Origin of the sequence: Candidatus Brocadia sinica JPN1 (genome assembly GCF_000949635.1) — a bacterium.
Classification (GTDB): Bacteria; Planctomycetota; Brocadiia; order Brocadiales; family Brocadiaceae; genus Brocadia; species Brocadia sinica.
In genome coordinates, this window is sequence record NZ_BAFN01000001.1 from 1,968,171 (window position 1) to 1,984,577 (window position 16,407).

13 protein-coding genes and 2 tRNA genes are annotated in these 16,407 nt (G+C 42.0%); 4 read left to right on the forward strand and 11 right to left on the reverse strand.

The window, feature by feature from the left end:
• Positions 1–192: 192 nt before the first annotated feature.
• From BROSI_RS08755 to BROSI_RS08765, 3 genes are all read left to right on the forward strand, one after another.
• Positions 193–1,671 carry a B12-binding domain-containing radical SAM protein gene (locus tag BROSI_RS08755; protein WP_052563379.1) on the forward strand — a complete coding sequence of 493 codons (1,479 nt, stop codon included), beginning with the start codon at positions 193–195 and terminating at the stop codon, positions 1,669–1,671.
• Positions 1,672–1,895: 224 nt separating this feature from the next.
• Entirely contained in the window at positions 1,896–3,155 is a 1,260-nt protein-coding gene (gene ahcY, locus BROSI_RS08760) for an adenosylhomocysteinase (protein WP_052563380.1), read from the forward strand.
• A gap of 93 nt (positions 3,156–3,248) precedes the next feature.
• Entirely contained in the window at positions 3,249–4,565 is a 1,317-nt protein-coding gene (locus BROSI_RS08765) for a DUF1015 domain-containing protein (protein WP_052563381.1), read from the forward strand.
• Positions 4,566–4,856: 291 nt separating this feature from the next.
• Here the strand turns inward: BROSI_RS08765 and BROSI_RS08770 are convergent.
• From BROSI_RS08770 to BROSI_RS08800, 7 genes are all read right to left on the reverse strand, one after another.
• Positions 4,857–4,930: transfer RNA gene (locus BROSI_RS08770), tRNA-Asp, on the reverse strand.
• A gap of 38 nt (positions 4,931–4,968) precedes the next feature.
• A tRNA-Val gene (locus BROSI_RS08775) sits at positions 4,969–5,045 on the reverse strand.
• A 64-nt stretch (positions 5,046–5,109) separates the two neighbouring features.
• The gene (locus BROSI_RS08780; protein WP_052563382.1) at positions 5,110–6,591 is read right to left on the reverse strand and encodes a TrkH family potassium uptake protein; all 1,482 of its coding nucleotides are present in this window, start codon (positions 6,589–6,591) and stop codon (positions 5,110–5,112) included.
• Positions 6,592–6,623: 32 nt separating this feature from the next.
• Positions 6,624–7,979 (reverse strand): Trk system potassium transporter TrkA, encoded by a 1,356-nt coding sequence (gene trkA / locus BROSI_RS08785; protein WP_052563383.1) that lies wholly within the window; start codon positions 7,977–7,979, stop codon positions 6,624–6,626.
• Between the two features lie 26 nt (positions 7,980–8,005).
• Complete coding sequence (locus tag BROSI_RS08790) at positions 8,006–10,123, reverse strand: HEAT repeat domain-containing protein (protein ID WP_052563384.1); 2,118 nt, start codon at positions 10,121–10,123, stop codon at positions 8,006–8,008.
• Positions 10,124–10,357: 234 nt separating this feature from the next.
• Positions 10,358–10,972: a hypothetical protein gene (locus BROSI_RS08795; protein ID WP_162183230.1), complete on the reverse strand. Its 615-nt coding sequence runs from the start codon at positions 10,970–10,972 to the stop codon at positions 10,358–10,360.
• 167 nt (positions 10,973–11,139) lie between these two features.
• The gene (locus tag BROSI_RS08800; RefSeq protein ID WP_157842459.1) at positions 11,140–11,883 is read right to left on the reverse strand and encodes a type 1 glutamine amidotransferase; all 744 of its coding nucleotides are present in this window, start codon (positions 11,881–11,883) and stop codon (positions 11,140–11,142) included.
• A gap of 329 nt (positions 11,884–12,212) precedes the next feature.
• On the opposite strand from BROSI_RS08800, the gene BROSI_RS19060 reads away from it, so the two are divergent.
• A complete protein-coding gene (locus tag BROSI_RS19060) occupies positions 12,213–12,395 on the forward strand; it encodes a hypothetical protein (protein ID WP_082059128.1) in 183 nt (60 codons plus the stop codon).
• Positions 12,396–12,557: 162 nt separating this feature from the next.
• On the opposite strand, the gene BROSI_RS08810 is transcribed toward BROSI_RS19060, so the two are convergent.
• The 4 genes from BROSI_RS08810 to BROSI_RS08825 are packed head-to-tail and all read right to left on the reverse strand — an operon-like array spanning position 12,558 to position 16,131.
• Positions 12,558–13,307 carry a hypothetical protein gene (locus BROSI_RS08810; protein ID WP_052563388.1) on the reverse strand — a complete coding sequence of 250 codons (750 nt, stop codon included), beginning with the start codon at positions 13,305–13,307 and terminating at the stop codon, positions 12,558–12,560.
• Entirely contained in the window at positions 13,300–14,115 is an 816-nt protein-coding gene (locus BROSI_RS08815) for a hypothetical protein (RefSeq protein ID WP_052563389.1), read from the reverse strand. Before BROSI_RS08815 ends, BROSI_RS08810 begins: the two co-directional genes overlap by 8 nt.
• A gap of 1 nt (position 14,116) precedes the next feature.
• Positions 14,117–14,836 (reverse strand): hypothetical protein, encoded by a 720-nt coding sequence (locus BROSI_RS08820; protein WP_200891727.1) that lies wholly within the window; start codon positions 14,834–14,836, stop codon positions 14,117–14,119.
• 53 nt (positions 14,837–14,889) lie between these two features.
• Positions 14,890–16,131 carry a DUF6754 domain-containing protein gene (locus BROSI_RS08825; protein ID WP_162183231.1) on the reverse strand — a complete coding sequence of 414 codons (1,242 nt, stop codon included), beginning with the start codon at positions 16,129–16,131 and terminating at the stop codon, positions 14,890–14,892.
• Positions 16,132–16,407 lie beyond the last annotated feature (276 nt).

Sequence of the window (16,407 nt, forward strand, 5' to 3'; positions counted from 1 at the left end):
TTATCTTTTACATTTTATATTGCGTTTGTTTATGTTATAATAATATACTTTTCATAAAGAAAAAGAATGATTAATGGTACGGTATATATATTTTTTCAGCATTTTCCGATTAGCGGTTACAAACTTTGATAAATTACGGAAGAAAATTTTTTCTTACTCCTTATATCTGACCGAAAATATTAAGGAAGCATAATGAATATACTATTGATATACCCTGAGTTCCCCGATACATTTTGGAGTTTCAAACACGCACTTAAGTTTATACGCAAAAAGGCATCCTTTCCACCACTAGGACTCCTGACAGTTGCTGCAATGCTACCGCCAGAGTGGTCAAAGCGTTTGGTCGACGTCAATGTGACAAGGCTCACGGATAAAGATCTTGCATGGGCGGATTATGCGTTTATCAGTAGTATGGTTGTACAAAGAATATCTGCTCGGCATATTATCAGGCGTTGCAGGGAAGCCAATGTCAAAGTGGTTGCCGGAGGGCCTTTATTCACGAGCGAACATGAACAATTTGAGGATGTCGATCATTTTGTACTCAATGAAGCAGAGATGACCCTGCCATCCTTTTTGGAAGACCTGAAGAATAATTGCGCCAGGCGTACTTACAGCACATCTCATTTCGCTGATATTCGAAAAACACCGGCGCCTCTTTGGGAATTAGCCGATCTGAGACAATACGCCTCGATGAGCATACAGTACTCCCGTGGTTGTCCATACCACTGCGAGTTCTGCAACGTGACGGCATTGTTTGGGCGAAGTCCACGTACCAAAACTGCCGAACAAATTGTTGCTGAGATGGACAGTTTCTATCGTCTGGGGTGGCGTGGACCCGTATTCTTTGTCGATGATAATCTCATTGGAAACAAAAAAGACCTCAAGAACGAATTGCTGCCTGCTTTAATTAAATGGCAAAGAGAGCATGTGTCAATACCGTTTCACACCGAAGTCTCCATCAACCTGGCTGATGATGAATCCCTGATGCAAATGATGTCTGACGCAGGATTCGACGCGGTTTTTGTGGGGATTGAGACGCCGGATACGGATAGCCTGGCGGAATGTAACAAAAAACAGAACAAAAACCGTAACCTGATTGAAGACGTGCGGCGTATTCAGCGAGCCGGACTGCAAGTACAAGCAGGCTTTATCGTAGGTTTTGACAATGATACGCCATCCATTTTTCAGCGACAAATTGATTTTATACAGAAAAGCGGGATTGTGTCGGCGATGATTGGCCTGCTTCAGGCTCCGGCAGGGACAAAGCTCTATGAACGTCTAAAGCGGGAGGGGCGTTTGCTTGGGCAGATGTCGGGGGACAATGTAGACGGTACAACGAACATTATTCCTACCATGGACATTGATACATTCCGGGAAGGATATAAAAATATATTGAGATACATTTATTCTCCCGAAAACTATTATCAGCGCATAAAGACCTTCTTCCGGGAATATAAAGCGCCAAAGATTAAAGCTCAATTTACATTCAATCATATACTGGCGTTATTTCGCGCCATCTACCACCTCGGTATCCTGGGCAATGAACGCGTCCAATTTTGGGAACTCTTGTTGTGGACGTACTTTCACCGTCGCGAATTATTACCATTATCCATTACTCTTGCAGTTTATGGATACCACTTCCGCAAAGTCAGTAAATTACACGTTCTTTAATCCCAAATGCTCAGACCCTCTTAATCTAAAACTGAAATTGAGCGATTTCAGTTTCAGGTGTATCCCCTTATTGTTGATTCCGCCTTCGATTTGAGACATACAGTGAGGAAGTAAAACTCATACATAGGAAATTGGTAGGATTGGTATTACTGAACTTGACATCGAAAACTATTGATGGTAAATTATATCACTGGGAAAAGGTAATCTTATAAAAGGAGAAATTCATGAATTATGATATTAAAGACGGAAATCTTGCTTTGGGTGGCAAGAAACGCATTGAATGGGCAAATAACGATATGCCTGTTCTGGCACAGGTAAAGGAGAGATTTGAAAAGGAAAAGCCCTTGAAGGGAATGAAAATGTCGGCATGCCTTCATGTAACAGCTGAGACAGCAAATCTGGCCAGGACGCTCAAGGCTGGAGGGGCTGATATTGTCCTTTGCGCCTCGAATCCTTTATCCACCCAGGACGATGTCGCTGCCTCTTTGGTAAAGGATTACGGAATCCCTGTCTTCGCTATCAAGGGAGAAGATAACAAAACGTATTACAAGCATATTACATCGGCGCTGGATCATAAACCAACCATCACAATGGACGACGGCGCCGACCTTGTTTCGGCCATCCATAAAGAAAGAAAGGAACTCATCCCGCAAATTCTCGGGAGCATGGAGGAAACAACTACCGGCGTGATAAGGTTAAAAGCCATGGAGAAGGACGGGTCACTGAAGATCCCTGTTGTTGCTGTAAATGATGCCGATACAAAACACCTTTTCGATAACCGTTATGGAACCGGACAATCTACTATCGATGGAATTATCCGGGCGACAGACAGCCTGCTGGCCGGCAAGATCTTTGTTATTGCCGGTTACGGATGGTGTGGAAAGGGATTAGCTATGCGGGCGAAGGGTATGGGAGCGAATGTTGTGGTTACGGAAATCGACCCGATTAAGTCCTTGGAAGCCGCTATGGATGGTTTTATGGTGATGCCTATGAGTGAAGCGGCCAAAATTGGCGATCTGTTCTGCACCTTAACGGGGAATATCCATGTGATCCGGAAAGAACACTTTGAAGTCATGAAGAATGGGGCTATGGTCTGCAATTCAGGTCATTTTAATGTGGAGATCGATATCGCTGCTTTAGAATCCATAGCTACAAAGGTTAATAAAGCAGTTCGTAATTTTGTAGACCAATATGTGCTAAAAAATGGAAAATCTGTTTATCTCCTCGGGGAAGGCCGTCTCATTAATCTTGCCGCAGCGGAAGGCCACCCTGCCTGTGTAATGGATATGAGTTTTGCAACCCAGGCGCTGGCTACAGAATATGTCGTAAAAAACAAAGGTAAATTAGTATCCAGGGTTTATGAAGTACCTAAAGAGATCGATCAGTGGGTAGCCAGTCTGAAGTTAAAATCTATGGGTGTTGCTATTGATACCCTTACAAAAGAGCAAGAGAAGTATCTTGCTTCATGGGAGGAAGGCACCTAAAGTGGATAGGTCAGAATCAAAGTATTTTAGATTTACGATTTCGAATTTTGGATTTCAAATCGTAAATCGCACATCATAAATCGCAAATTTACTATGGCCATTATAAAACCGTTTCGGGGGTTACGGTACAATCAAGACATCATTACGGACATTTCATCCGTTGTGACACCACCTTACGATGTAATCTCACCTCAGGATCAAGAGCGATATTATCAGATTCACCCCAATAATATCATTCGTTTGGATTTGGGAAAGGGCTTCCTCGGCGATACAGAAGAAAACAACAAATATACCCGTGCTGCTGAATTTCTCAAGAGTTGGAGGGAAAAAGGCATCCTTAAACAGGAAGATGCCCCGGCAATTTATATTTACGATCAGGAATTTTTGTCTGGCAACAGATGGCTGGCCAGAAGAGGATTTATTTCATTAGTAAAGCTGGAGCCTTTTGATAAAGGATACATCTACCCCCATGAGCAAACACTTCCTGGCCCGAAGGCAGACCGCTTGAAACTTACCCAATCGTGCCGGGCCAACCTCAGTTCCATTTTTGCCCTTTTCCCGGACGAGAATAACGCAATCGATTCTTATCTGTCAACGACAACTGTCACAAGACCAGAGGTGGATTTTACAGACGATACCGGAGTGAAAAACAAGCTTTGGGTGATAAAGGAAAAACAGACCATCGATAAATTAGTTACCCTCATGAAGGAAAAACCCCTTTTTATTGCAGATGGACACCATCGCTACGAAACTGCATTGGTTTACAAAGAACAAATGCATAAGGAAAATAGCCAATCCGGAAATGATTTGCCTTCAGATTATGTAATGATGGTATGCGTATCGATGAACAATAACGGGTTGAAGATATTGCCTGCTCATCGGCTCGTATGCAATATAAGGGATTATCACCTCGACCGTATTTTAAAGTCGTTACAAGAGTCTTTTACGGTCGAACTGCTAGGCAAGGGATGTGCGGTAGAGGATTTTATGTCACAACTCAACAATGAAACCAAAGGCCACACTTTTGTAATGTATGTTGGTCAGGAAAATGCCTATTATAAATTGCGGCTCAGCAATGAAAAAGTACTGGATATGGCATTTACTAATAACCATCCCGAATGGAAACACCTTGATGCAGGTATTCTTCATGGCATGATTATCGACAAAATATTGGGTATAAATTCTAACGATGTGACCTTGAAAGATTACGTGAAATATGTGAAGGATGAAGCAGAAGCCGTATCGCTTGTACGATCCGGCCAGTATCAATTGGCCTTCTTTCTTAACCCAACGCGTATTGAACAGGTAAGAGAAATTGCTATGGCGCGCAAGGTCATGCCCCCAAAATCAACGTACTTTTATCCGAAATTAATAACGGGTATTGTAATAAACAGTCTGAATTCTATTTAAGCTATAAAAATTAACGCAATTTGTAGCTGCACCGCTTTAGTCTGCATTCCATTTTCTTTTTTAAACTACAATTTCCAGGCTTAGCTTGTTGTAATTCGCTGTTGGTATAGATTTTCTCCTCCCCTCTTTATATCGTTATAAAAATCTTCGAAAAGCTTATCTACGTTTTTAAACACGCAGACTGCTCCTTTATTTAAGACGCTATCTTTTTTAATTTTGTGGACACATTGGGGGAGGTTTTTTGAGGGGGGTTAAAAACGCTAAGTCGTTGACTTATAAATGTATAAAAAACGAGGCCGACGGGACTCGAACCCGCAACATCCAGATCGACAGTCTGGTACTCTAACCAATTGAGCTACGGCCCCAGAATTTTCATCGATTACGCAATTTGTGTTGACAATAATGGTGGGCGATATAGGACTCGAACCTATGACCCCTTGCTTGTAAGGCAAGTGCTCTAGCCAATTGAGCTAATCGCCCATATGAGATTATAAAGTATATCATCTCATTTTTTATGAGTCAACAGAATTCTAACGTTTGAATTTTACCGTTTCCAGAGAATAGGTAAAAATATGAGGATTAAACTATAAATTTCCAGCCTTCCTAAGAGCATACAGAAACTTAAGATCCACTTGCCGGCATAAGCAATTTCACTATAGTTAGCCATAGGACCGACCTTCGCCAAACCAGGTCCACAGTTGGCCATGCATGTCGCCACAGCGGAAAAGGCAGTAATTATGTCCGTATTTAAGGCCATTAATGCCAGTGTAGAAATACCAAAAAAACCTAAATATACGACGAAGAATACAGAACTTTCTGTAATAATTTCTTCACTTACGGACTCGCCATTGAGTTTTACGTGTTTTACCATGCGTGGCCTTAATATCCTGCCAAATTCCCTTGCACTTGATTTTAGCATCAATAGTATCCGAACGCATTTTATACCGCCACCTGTCGAACCAGCGCATGCGCCAATAAACATTAATAAAACCAGGAGAAATCTGGGGGCATTTGGCCATAAGTCAAAATCGGTAGAAACATGGCCAGTTCCGGTACATACAGTTATCACTTGAAAAAAGGCGTATCGAAAAGAATTTCCCAAATCGTAATAACGGTTGTCCTTGATTCCACCATTATACGATTCCGGTTGGCTGAAATATAAAGTCGTCGCTATAAATACAATTGCCATCAAAATTAATCCGGCAAAAAATCGAAGCTCTGAATTTTTAAAAACCTTTTTAAATTCTTTTTGAAAACACTTGTAATAAAGTGCAAAGTTACATCCGCAGATAAACATGAAGGCTGCTACTGCAATTTCAATATAGAGGCTGTTATAATATGCAATACTCGTATTTTTCGTGGAAAAGCCAGCAGTAGAGACGGTGCTGAAAGTATGACATACCGCATCGAAGATAGGCATACCTCCGCAGAAGAGAGTCAATATCATTGAGGCAGTGATGGCGAGATAGATGTACCATAGTAATTTTGCAGTTTCACCTATTCTTGGTTTTAGCCTGTCAGCAGTAGGACCGCTAACTTCAGCACTAAAAAGCTGATAACCGCTTACACCCATAGCGGGGAGGAGGGCAACGAAGACGACGATAATTCCCATACCGCCCACCCAGCAAGTAAATGCCCTCCAAAAAAGGATGCTCTGAGGTAGTATTTCTACTTCTTTAAAAATGGATGCCCCAGTGGTTGTAAAACCACTGGTCGTTTCAAAAACAGCATCACAATACGTGGTGCATGCACCTGAATACCAGAAAGGAAGGGCGCTTAGCAAGATACATATGATCCAGCTGAGTGTTACAATGGCAATACCCTCTCGAATGCCAATATCTTCTTTTTTTCTAAAAAATGCCTTGCTTAAACCACCGAAAATACCCGTGACAATGATGGTATAAACAAATGCCCACATAGCGGCGTCTTCTTTATAATAAAAAGCCACACCTAGTGGAACCAGGAGGATACCGGCCAGCATAAGCACAAGGTTACCTACGGTGTACAATACAATGGAGATTTTCATAAGCGCTGTATTCTCGAAATATGAATTTCTGTTCAGTCTTTTTTCGTAACGAAAAGGGATTGAACCTTTTCGAGAGCATTAGGGAGGGCAAAGACGATGACTCTTTCGTCAGGATTAATGATGGTATTACCTGCAGGTATTTGCATGACACCTTCACGCACAATAGCGCCAAGGATAGAGCCTTGTGGAAAAGATATATCTCTGAGTGGTTTACCCACGATCTTAGAGCCATCTTCGGCAACTAACTCTATGGCCTCGGCCTCACTCTGATGAAATTTTACAACGGAAAGTGTATGGCCGCGTCGAATATACTGCAATATAGAACCCACCGTAATAAGCCGTGGATTTATTACAATGTCCATACCTAAAGAATTGATAATTGGCACGAATGTCGGGTCTACCGTAAGTACGATTGCCTTTTTTGCACCAAGTCTTTTGGCCAATAACGAAGACAGGATATTCGTCTGTTCATTTTCAGACAAAGCTACAAAGAAATCAACGATATCAATAGACGATTCCTTCAGGAGGTCAATATCCAGTGCGTCTCCCTGAAGTATGATCGTTTTATCAAGAACCCTGGCAGCTTGCTGTGTTTTTTCCTTATCAGGTTCAATTATGGTAACCCCGATTTTCAGGTCTTCCAGTTTTTTTGCCAGCTCAAGGCTTGCACGATTTACGCCATAAATAGTGATCTTTTCAACCTCGTCTGCACGCCTGTTGACCATCGGCAAGAAGTAAGGCAATGCTTCTCTGGCCACGAGTACAAAGATGTTGTCGTGCGGGAGTATCTTGGTTTCTCCAGTCGGAATAACCATCTCTTCATTTCGCTGAATGCCAACGATAAGGAAAGAATCAGTAGACTCGATTTCTTTTAATTCAGAGAGTTTTTTCCCTGCTATGGGGGCATCTCCAGGCACATTAAACCCTCTCAGGAGGATATCTCCTTCGGTAAAATCGGCTACATAAATGGCCCCAGGAGTTCCAATAATGTTCAAAATAGAATTAATGGTAATTTTTTCCGGATTCACAATGTGATCTATATGGAATCCGTTTCGACGTAAAAACGGTTGTTCATCAGTAAATTCAGGACTTCTTATCCTGGCGATCTTGGTTTTGACATCATAACTGTGAGCAATCGTGCATACCACCATGTTGATCTCGTCGCTGTTTGTAACGGCCAATACCATATCGGTATTTTTTATTCCAGCATCTTCAAGGACTATGGGAGAGCTGGCGCTTCCTGAAACAACAAAGACATCCAACTTTTCACTGATCCGTTTTACAAGCTCCTGATCTTTTTCTACAACGGAGATATCGTGTCCTTCTTTTGATAATTGCTTTGCCAGATTAAATCCAACAGCTCCGGCACCGACAATAAGTATTTTCATGTTCGTAATGGATACCTCAAACCAAATTACTCTTTATCCTGAAAACCGGCGGTTTGTTCTGCTCCTGAAATCTGGCTTACCCTGTCAGATTTGGCCAAATCTTCTAAGCACTTTTCTCCCAGTTCCTGAAATTGAGACTTAAATGTTTCCCCGCCAAAACTGGGATCCTCTTTTTGCAAGCCATCAATGAGATTCTTCACATGTTCAAACTTTCCCTGATCAAACATGGTCCTGGCAATATCTAAACGACCCTGCCAATAAAGTTGATTATTTTGTGGTGTTTCTTTGATCCATGTTGAGTACCATTCCAAAGCACGGTCATATTGCTTCATTTCTTTTAAACACTGGATGAGTTCCGATTTTATTGTATCGTCGCCGGGTGATCGCTTCATCATTTCCTCGTAAAGGTCAAGCGCCTTTGGCCAATCTTTTATTGCGGACAGCGTTTTAGCTAACTTGATTTTCGTTTGTGAAATCTTTTCCTGCAGTTCAGGTTGTTTTGAGTATTCGGTAATTTGTCTTTCAAGAAGGGTTACTGCCCTTTTATAATCCTTGTTGGTATAAAAGGTAGTTGCCACAGTATCCAGGGTATCAAAATTCATTTTCTTAATATTGACCAGAGATTCTGCAGCTTGTTCTGCCACGCGTTTATCCATATCCTGAAGTGCTTTTATCAGCGATTCCATAGCCTGTTCATTTCCGATCTGTCCTAATGCCGTCACGGCGGATTCTCTTACCCGAGCGCTGGTATCCGAGAGTAATTTGACGAGAGATTCTACACAAACAGGGTCGCCGATTTTACCCAAACTATCGGCAGCGTACCAGCGCACACGCTCCTGTTCGTCACTCAGGACGGCAATGAGAGGTTCCACAGCGCGGGCATCACGAAGCTTTCCAAGGGATGCGGCCGTACACTCTCTTACTTTTGATTCTTTGTGTGTTAAAAAGACAATCAAAGGTTCGACAGCCCTTGTGTCACCGATTTGCCCCAGAGCTTCGACAAGAGAACATACAATAGACAAATTCGTATTATTGTTTAATGCCGAAATTAAAGCCTCTACTGCTTCATGTTTTCCTAATTGGCCTAATGACTTGGCGGCCTTTTCACTGACAACCATACTCTCGTCATTTAGGGTATGGATTAAGGGTTTCACAGCCCTCTCATCACCAATTTCTCCCAGTGCCTGAACTACAACAATACGGACCTCTTCCTCTTTATCTGAAATAGCATCGATCAATACATCGATTACCGTGGGGTCTTTGATCTTTACTAATTCTTTTGCTGCAAATATTCTTACTTCCGGGTATTCACTCCTGATGGCATCAATTAATGGTTTTGTGTCCGTTTTATCAGGCCGAATTTCGAGCAGTTTGATTGACTTTTGAGCCACTTCAAGTTCCATCGCTGCGATCTTTGATTCCAGTTGTTTTGCGTTTTCTTCCTGCTTTAATACGATATCCTCCATCCATTGTTCCCGCGTTTTTGCCTTGTTGAGAAGCCACCATTCATTCCACCACACTATATCATTACTGCTGGCTAACTTGGTAATTTTTTCCAAAGATTTCTTTGCGGCTTCTCTCACGCCCCTGTCATCCATTGCCAGCATTTGAATCAGAGGCTCGACCGCATCCCGGTCATTTGTATTACCCATGGCCTTTGCTAACATGATTTTTGCATTCAGAGATCGTTGTGGATCCAGTAGCGCCTCCGACATCATCTGGATAGACTTTTTTGTTTTTAATTCCCCGAGGGTCTCTGCCGAAGCTGTTTGTATTGCAACAGAATCGCTGTCCAGCAATTCAATCAGGATATCAGCCGCACAATCATCCTTGGTAAATCCAAATGCTTTGATAACCGATATCTTAACATCGTCACGCTCTTTGTCGTCTTTTAATATCCTTATGAGCGGTTCCTGTGCGTTGAGAAGGTTTAGGCCCAATAAAGAAACGGCCGCCGAGCTTCGTATCGTAGGGTCATTGGAATGCAACTGCTCTGTCCACTCGTCCAACTTGCGCCGGAGTTCAATGGCGGTCTTCAGATGTACCTTTTCAATTGCAACCTTTCTCGAAATTGCGGAGCATCCTGTCAGTAAACTTACAGATATGAGTAATGTACTACAAAATGTTTGTGTTATTTTTTGCATAAGTACAAATATTTACAATCAATTGTATACTGTTATCTTGTATAGGAAAAGGCAGCATTCGGCGAGAGCATGTAATGTAGTTGTTATGGAGTAATAAAAATAGTAACAGATTTTACTTTCTCAGTCAATATAAAAGACAAACCGGAAACATGTTAAGCACTCACGGCAGAACATGCGCCACGCAACCCGACATATGTTTCTCAATTTTGGTTGTGGATACACCGCATCAAGTTATTAGGGGATTTCTTTTGATAAATTTATGACAAGCCAGTTTTCGTGACCGGGTTCTAACTGTTGTCCTGCAGAAGGAACTAATTTCCAAAAACCGCTGCGTCTCTTTTTCAGAGGATTTTCTGATGCCGTATAATAGTACTTTTTTTTCTCTGACATGATATCGTTATACGTTTGAAATTTATGAACATGGCTGAAGACAATGTTCAGATTCCGGTCATCCATGAATAATACACAATAATTATGCCTATCGGTTAAAAGCAAACGCTCGGAATAAGACGAAACGGTAACGACTTGTGCCGGTGTTGCAACCGAAAACGCATGCACAATCAGGGGAACTAACTGTTTTGTTTCTTTATCTTGAAAGACATTTAAGGTCCTTATCCTTTTAAACAGCCCCTTTTCTCTGTAATGAATATTTGATAATACTTTTGCGATAACATCTTCCGTAAGCTCATAGGGATGGTTAAATCGGATACGATGGCCGCTCTTCCTGACAGGTAATTCTTTGTGTCCTACAGCAACTATACCGTATTCATAAGCATACGCGTAGATGTTACATACCCTGAAGGAGAACAATGTGCAAACAATTTCCATAGCCAAAATCGCTTGTTTCAATTTTTGATTCCTCACTCATTTTTCTCCTGGAATTTTACTGCTATTATCCAGAGCTGCATCATTGTGGTTTTGATTGTCAATGGATAGACTTTTATGAGGATGTCTTGTGTGGAAATATTTTTTTTCGGAAAAAAATTTTCGAGTTGGTTGAAAATAGAAATCTATTCCTAAACTCTATGGGTAAAGGAAAAAAGCCTTTTTTTCAGAAAACCTGCCACAGTAAAAAAATTTACATAGAACCGTTCCGCTTGTTTCATGTAGTCTTTTTCTAATTTGGTATAATCTTCAAGCATCTTTTGTTTATCTGAGACAATGCCCTTGAGCGATTCCAATTCTCCCTTGTAAGCATCAGCCCACCGGGTGATCATATCTTTTGTCACTTCCACATGAAACTGGATGCCGTAAATATTCCGACCGTATTTTAACGCCTGATTCTGGCATAGTTCCGAAAAAGCTAATCTTTTTCCTCCATGCGGTATGCCAAAGGTGTCTCCATGCCATTGAAATACTTTGAAAACTTCCGGAAGGTCTCTGAACAAATCATCCTTTAGTCCATTATCATTAAGAACAATCTTGTACCATCCAATCTCTTTCTCAGGATTTTTTGTTACTTTCGAGCCGGTTGCTTTAGCGATCAATTGCGCACCCAGGCAAATCCCCAGAAAGGGCACTTCCTCTTCAGCGATTCTTTTGAGCAGGATATCCTCGTCTTTCAAAAACCGGTATTTCTCCTCTTCATACACATTCATGGGGCCACCAAGAGAAATAACCGCCTGGAAATTCTTTTCCAGTTTAGGCACTTTATCACCATGCGAGAGGTCAATAACCTCGTATGGTAACTTATTATCTTCCAAAAAATCCGCAATGGTGCCGGGGCCTTCAATATCTATATGTTTTATGAATAAAATCACGTTTCCACCCCGAAAATAAAATTCAAAAAATTTATTTACCATGAATACTAAAGTTTAAATATACAGAAGTTCATAGGTGAATACAAGATGAAAACTGTGTTGTAATTGGGGGTATTTGTTAAAAAAATATCAAAGTCATAATGCAAGGGGAAAAGAGATGTGATATAATATACCTCAAAAAAGAAGGTATAAAGCAGAGGCTGGCAGAAGTAAAGCTGCAAATCAAAGAGGAAAAGGCACGGATTGCCTCCTGTAAGGGATTATAGACGTAAAGGAAGACATGAAGAGGTCAAATTGAATTTCTCGGATTCAACTATCAGGGTAAGGAATTGAACAATAAAGTACCACGGCCTGTTTCCATAGATAAGGAGCTTCACGTTTGTCCCAATTGCGGATATGATGACGGCTTCCACACTTCGTTTATGCGAGTAACAGAGAAGACCTGCAAGATCATCCTCATCTGCCCGCAGTGCCATGCCAGATATGACCCTGATTGGACGGTTGGGGCGTAAATAATAAATTATAATATCTCAGAAAGGTCTTGTTTATTGACAAATCGAGTGTTATTGGTTTCAGAATGTATTGTTATTCTTTTCAGTAAAAAATGCTTGATTTATTATGCTGGATTATAAATTACCAGATATCGATATCAGGTATGATGAACTGTCTCTGAATTACTGTAAAATTCCTAACCAGTCCCTGAGTAAAAACTGTATCCGGCCAATCAGCAACGACAACCTGCCCATAACTGTATAGCCGAAGGATGCACCGAAGGAGATCATGAGAAACCATATGCCGATCTTTGATACCTTCCCAATTGCGCCTTTGTGTTCGACGGAAAAGATAAAGTAGATAAGTACAGAGATTACTCCCAGCATGATGAGCAAGGTATTAATGCTGGAGAGGAGAGTTTCTCCGCTGGAAAAGACGGGATGCAGGGACGGTTTTATCTGCTCCAGGATAAATGCCGAAATAACCCGTGGAATGCTGACTCCTGCTCCAAGGCCTACCACAAATGCAAATGTCCAACGACTCAACCACGATAATCTTCTTGAAAATCTGAGCAGCATAAAGATCCCCAATAGGGAGGGAATGAGTAATGCATACTGAGGAGCCTTTTCTGAGGCCTTTGAAAACATTGGCACGATAAGGGGGTCATAGAGGTCGGGTTTTAAGAAGTTAAACCAGGTAATAATGATGGTGTATCCTAAGGAAACACCCACATAAAGATTCTCGGCAATCTTGAATGCCGGGTTGTCTTTATAAAGGAAGCTATAAATGGCCAGGGTAAGCCCAGCACCCAGAATTATACCAAATCCATCGAAGGAGAAAGGAAGTTTCCCCGATGCCATTAAAAAGATATTGATGCAGGCGAACAATCCAATTGTGCCAACTAATATGAAAAAGTTAGAATCCTTACGCATGTACAGCCCTTTTGGAGATAAAATAGAAAACGTTGCCAAGTATGACAAAGATAATAATAATTACATGCACCACGCTTTGTGGCCGCATTCCGCTCACGGCATTGGCCTTTTTCTTGACCAATGCCTCATATTCAGCAGCGCCCTTGAGACCACCAAGCAAACCAGTAAGCTGTTTTGATTGGAGAAAGGGATACATATCAGGTCCCATCACAGCGGTGCATCCTGCGCCGAGTTCAAATTTGTATTTTTCTTTTCCAAAGGCTATCCATGTTTCAATAGTTGTGCCTGCTGCAAGGTCAAATAAGTAATCGATTTCCCTGAGTGAATCAATACCATGCAAGACGGGTAATGTCGTCGTGTCATTTCCGTAAAAATCCTTGGGAAAGGCAGAATACAGATTTTCCCCCATATTAATAATGAGAGAAGCAGACCCGGGTTTATAACCCAGAAAGGCATAGTCCACACCATGTTTTTTCTGGTATTGGCTAGCTACCGAGGTTAGCGCTTGCTCTGCAAGTCCCGGGGCACCCGGATAATGTGTCATGCCAATAACTTTCAAATTTCTGCTAAAACAATGATGAAGGAAGGCTATGGCCATGGGTTGTAATTCTTCTTTTGAGGAGGGATCATAATCAAAGGCAATCATGACATGGGAACCTTCAGGCAACGACTCTATCTTCCGGTAAATCCCCTCCACCGGTTCCGAGGCGGGAATGGGTAACTCAAATCGCACGACAAGAGAAACAATAACTGCCACGGTGATGATTGCAAAGATAATGCGGCGGTCTATCTGCAAAAATCTTTCCACTCTAATCACCTCCACGGACAGGAGCCGTCTCCTGACGGCGATAGTTCACGAGAAAAAATCTTCCCATTAATCTCCCCCCCCCCAGATAGGATCGTTCAATACCAATTATGATTTTGAGAGAGGTCGCAATCGCCCCCAGGCTCACACCTAAAAGGATACCACGCTTGGCAGCGAGGTTCGGGACTGCCATGATCCAATCGGCCACGGCAGGGATATAGTGAGAAATGTAGTTCCCGATGGGCACCCTTCCAAGCATAACGATAATAGCCGCAATCAATAATACCGTCGATTCATTAGTACGGGCGCGAAAGGTTCGGTAGGCCGCAGAAGCAATAAAGAAGGCCAAAATGGAAAAGATCGTGGCGCCGGCAGGAACCTGTATATAGTAATAAAGCCAGTCAAACATCGTCCCCTCCTGCTTGTCATTCCAGAAAAATTTTCCCCCATTTAACAGACCAAATACCAGGGTAATTATTGCCCCAAGATAGACAAAGACGCTGTATCCCCAGCCTTCTACCTTCCTTTTCATTCTCGTCCAGTGCAGATGGAACAAGCTATACGCCCCTATAAACACAGCAAAACCTGCAATGATCCTATCCCATTTGGACACCACCTCCAGCAAGTCCTGTGAAAGTTTATGCGGGACATAATACTGCATAGCCATGAGAACACCCATAACAAAGGCAATGATCAGCGGAATGGTACGTTTCAGAAAATTCATATTTCACCACAGATTTTCACAGAATTACACTGAATAATCAAAAAATCCTCATTTTAAAAAGCCTCAAACAGATGCGTAATATATGTCACCCCAAAACTGGCCAGCAAGGTGCCCAATAGTAATATAATAATAAGGAGTCCCTTTCCCACATCCTGTGCCCTGAGCGTCCCCATGAGCATGGGTTCCCTTGATAAATAAGCACTGGCGGCGTAAAGTTCCTCTCCAATCAGGGTGTAGTCACAGGTGGTAATAAAGAAGGGCAGCTGGGTATAGGCATCAGTACCGGCAATCTGGATTGCCCCTGTAGAAGCGCCTGTTTCCGCCAGAATCAGGGCTTCGGCATAGAAGTATCCTACAAAAAAATTGGCAGCTGGTTTTTCCCTGGTCATAATACCACCCACTGCCGCCACATAAGGAAACTGTTCGGATGCCACCAGAAAGACGTTATCAGAATTATAGGCATCGGGACGCCCTGCCTCCAGGTACGATTCCTTCACTACCTCTTGACTCACAGACATCACAATGGGGTCATTATTAACGACCTTCAGGTTGGCATCATAGTCTGCGATCTTTCGCGCGATTCTACCGAGAATACTTATTGCTGCAATAGTCGATATGCTTCCCATGCCGGTTAGTCCATGAACAAAAAGCACGGGTTTACCCATCTCTGTGGCGCGTCCCAGGGCCTCATCCACGGCATCCAAACCACTGATCTTCCTCAGAAACATATTGGGATTTCGCCGTGCGTGCACAATAAAATAGAGAATAATTGCTGAGAGTATGATCATAATTACAAAATTGTTTATCTTTTTTGTGTGTAACCAATTACCGCGTGCCGAAGCAGAGGCGATGGTATCCAGGGTAATTTTCGTATCACCTGCCACCATCGCCAGTTTGAAATAATAGACCTGCTTTTTGTCAAGAGTTTCCTCATTGAAAACCTTTCTGGGGATTATTTGAACATAGTGATAGTCGCCATTCCTCTTTTTATAGCCGTAAATTTCAGGGACGCTTGTCCGATAGCTGGTATTTGACTTTATACGAATGGCCTCCTTTTCAAAGGCGCCATTTTTATCTTTATCGATGTAAATCACATAAAAAACATCAGGAGCGTCATTGGGAGATGCAGGCCACGTCAGTGATACGGTTTCCCCGGCATCATTCGGTGTATCAAAGGCCATGAACTCTGTCGGGGGTATGAGGAAAAGTGGCGATTGTGCAAAGATTATACGAGGTGAGAAAAATACGATAAGAATAATACCGGCAATAAAAAAAAATTTCTTGACGACTGACATCGTTATCAGATTAAAAAACATAGGAAACCATTCAGACGGTAATGAATCTCATTGTACCTGTTAAAAATCCTTCCCTTTTCCCTTGTTTGTACGAAGGTGACAGAGAGAAATTTGCAAAATCCAATAGGGTACCATCTGGAATTATAAACTCATCATAAAATACCTCACTTCACAAATTTTTGCCATTATAATCCATTGCCTTTAAATTACAACAGGAAAGTAGCAAGGGAACATGCCTACGACTTCTTTTCCTTCCCGAAACTCTGGATAGCATCA

Bases quoted from the DNA above. Each gene is read 5' to 3' on its own strand.
- BROSI_RS08755 (WP_052563379.1), top strand. From the start codon at position 193: ATGAATATACTATTGATATACCCTGAGTTCCCCGATACATTTTGGAGT.
- ahcY (WP_052563380.1), top strand. From the start codon at position 1,896: ATGAATTATGATATTAAAGACGGAAATCTTGCTTTGGGTGGCAAGAAA.
- BROSI_RS08765 (WP_052563381.1), top strand. From the start codon at position 3,249: ATGGCCATTATAAAACCGTTTCGGGGGTTACGGTACAATCAAGACATC.
- BROSI_RS08780 (WP_052563382.1), bottom strand. From the start codon at position 6,591: ATGAAAATCTCCATTGTATTGTACACCGTAGGTAACCTTGTGCTTATG.
- trkA (WP_052563383.1), bottom strand. From the start codon at position 7,979: ATGAAAATACTTATTGTCGGTGCCGGAGCTGTTGGATTTAATCTGGCA.
- BROSI_RS08790 (WP_052563384.1), bottom strand. From the start codon at position 10,123: ATGCAAAAAATAACACAAACATTTTGTAGTACATTACTCATATCTGTA.
- BROSI_RS08810 (WP_052563388.1), bottom strand. From the start codon at position 13,307: ATGCGTAAGGATTCTAACTTTTTCATATTAGTTGGCACAATTGGATTG.
- BROSI_RS08820 (WP_200891727.1), bottom strand. From the start codon at position 14,836: ATGAATTTTCTGAAACGTACCATTCCGCTGATCATTGCCTTTGTTATG.
- BROSI_RS08825 (WP_162183231.1), bottom strand. From the start codon at position 16,131: ATGTCAGTCGTCAAGAAATTTTTTTTTATTGCCGGTATTATTCTTATC.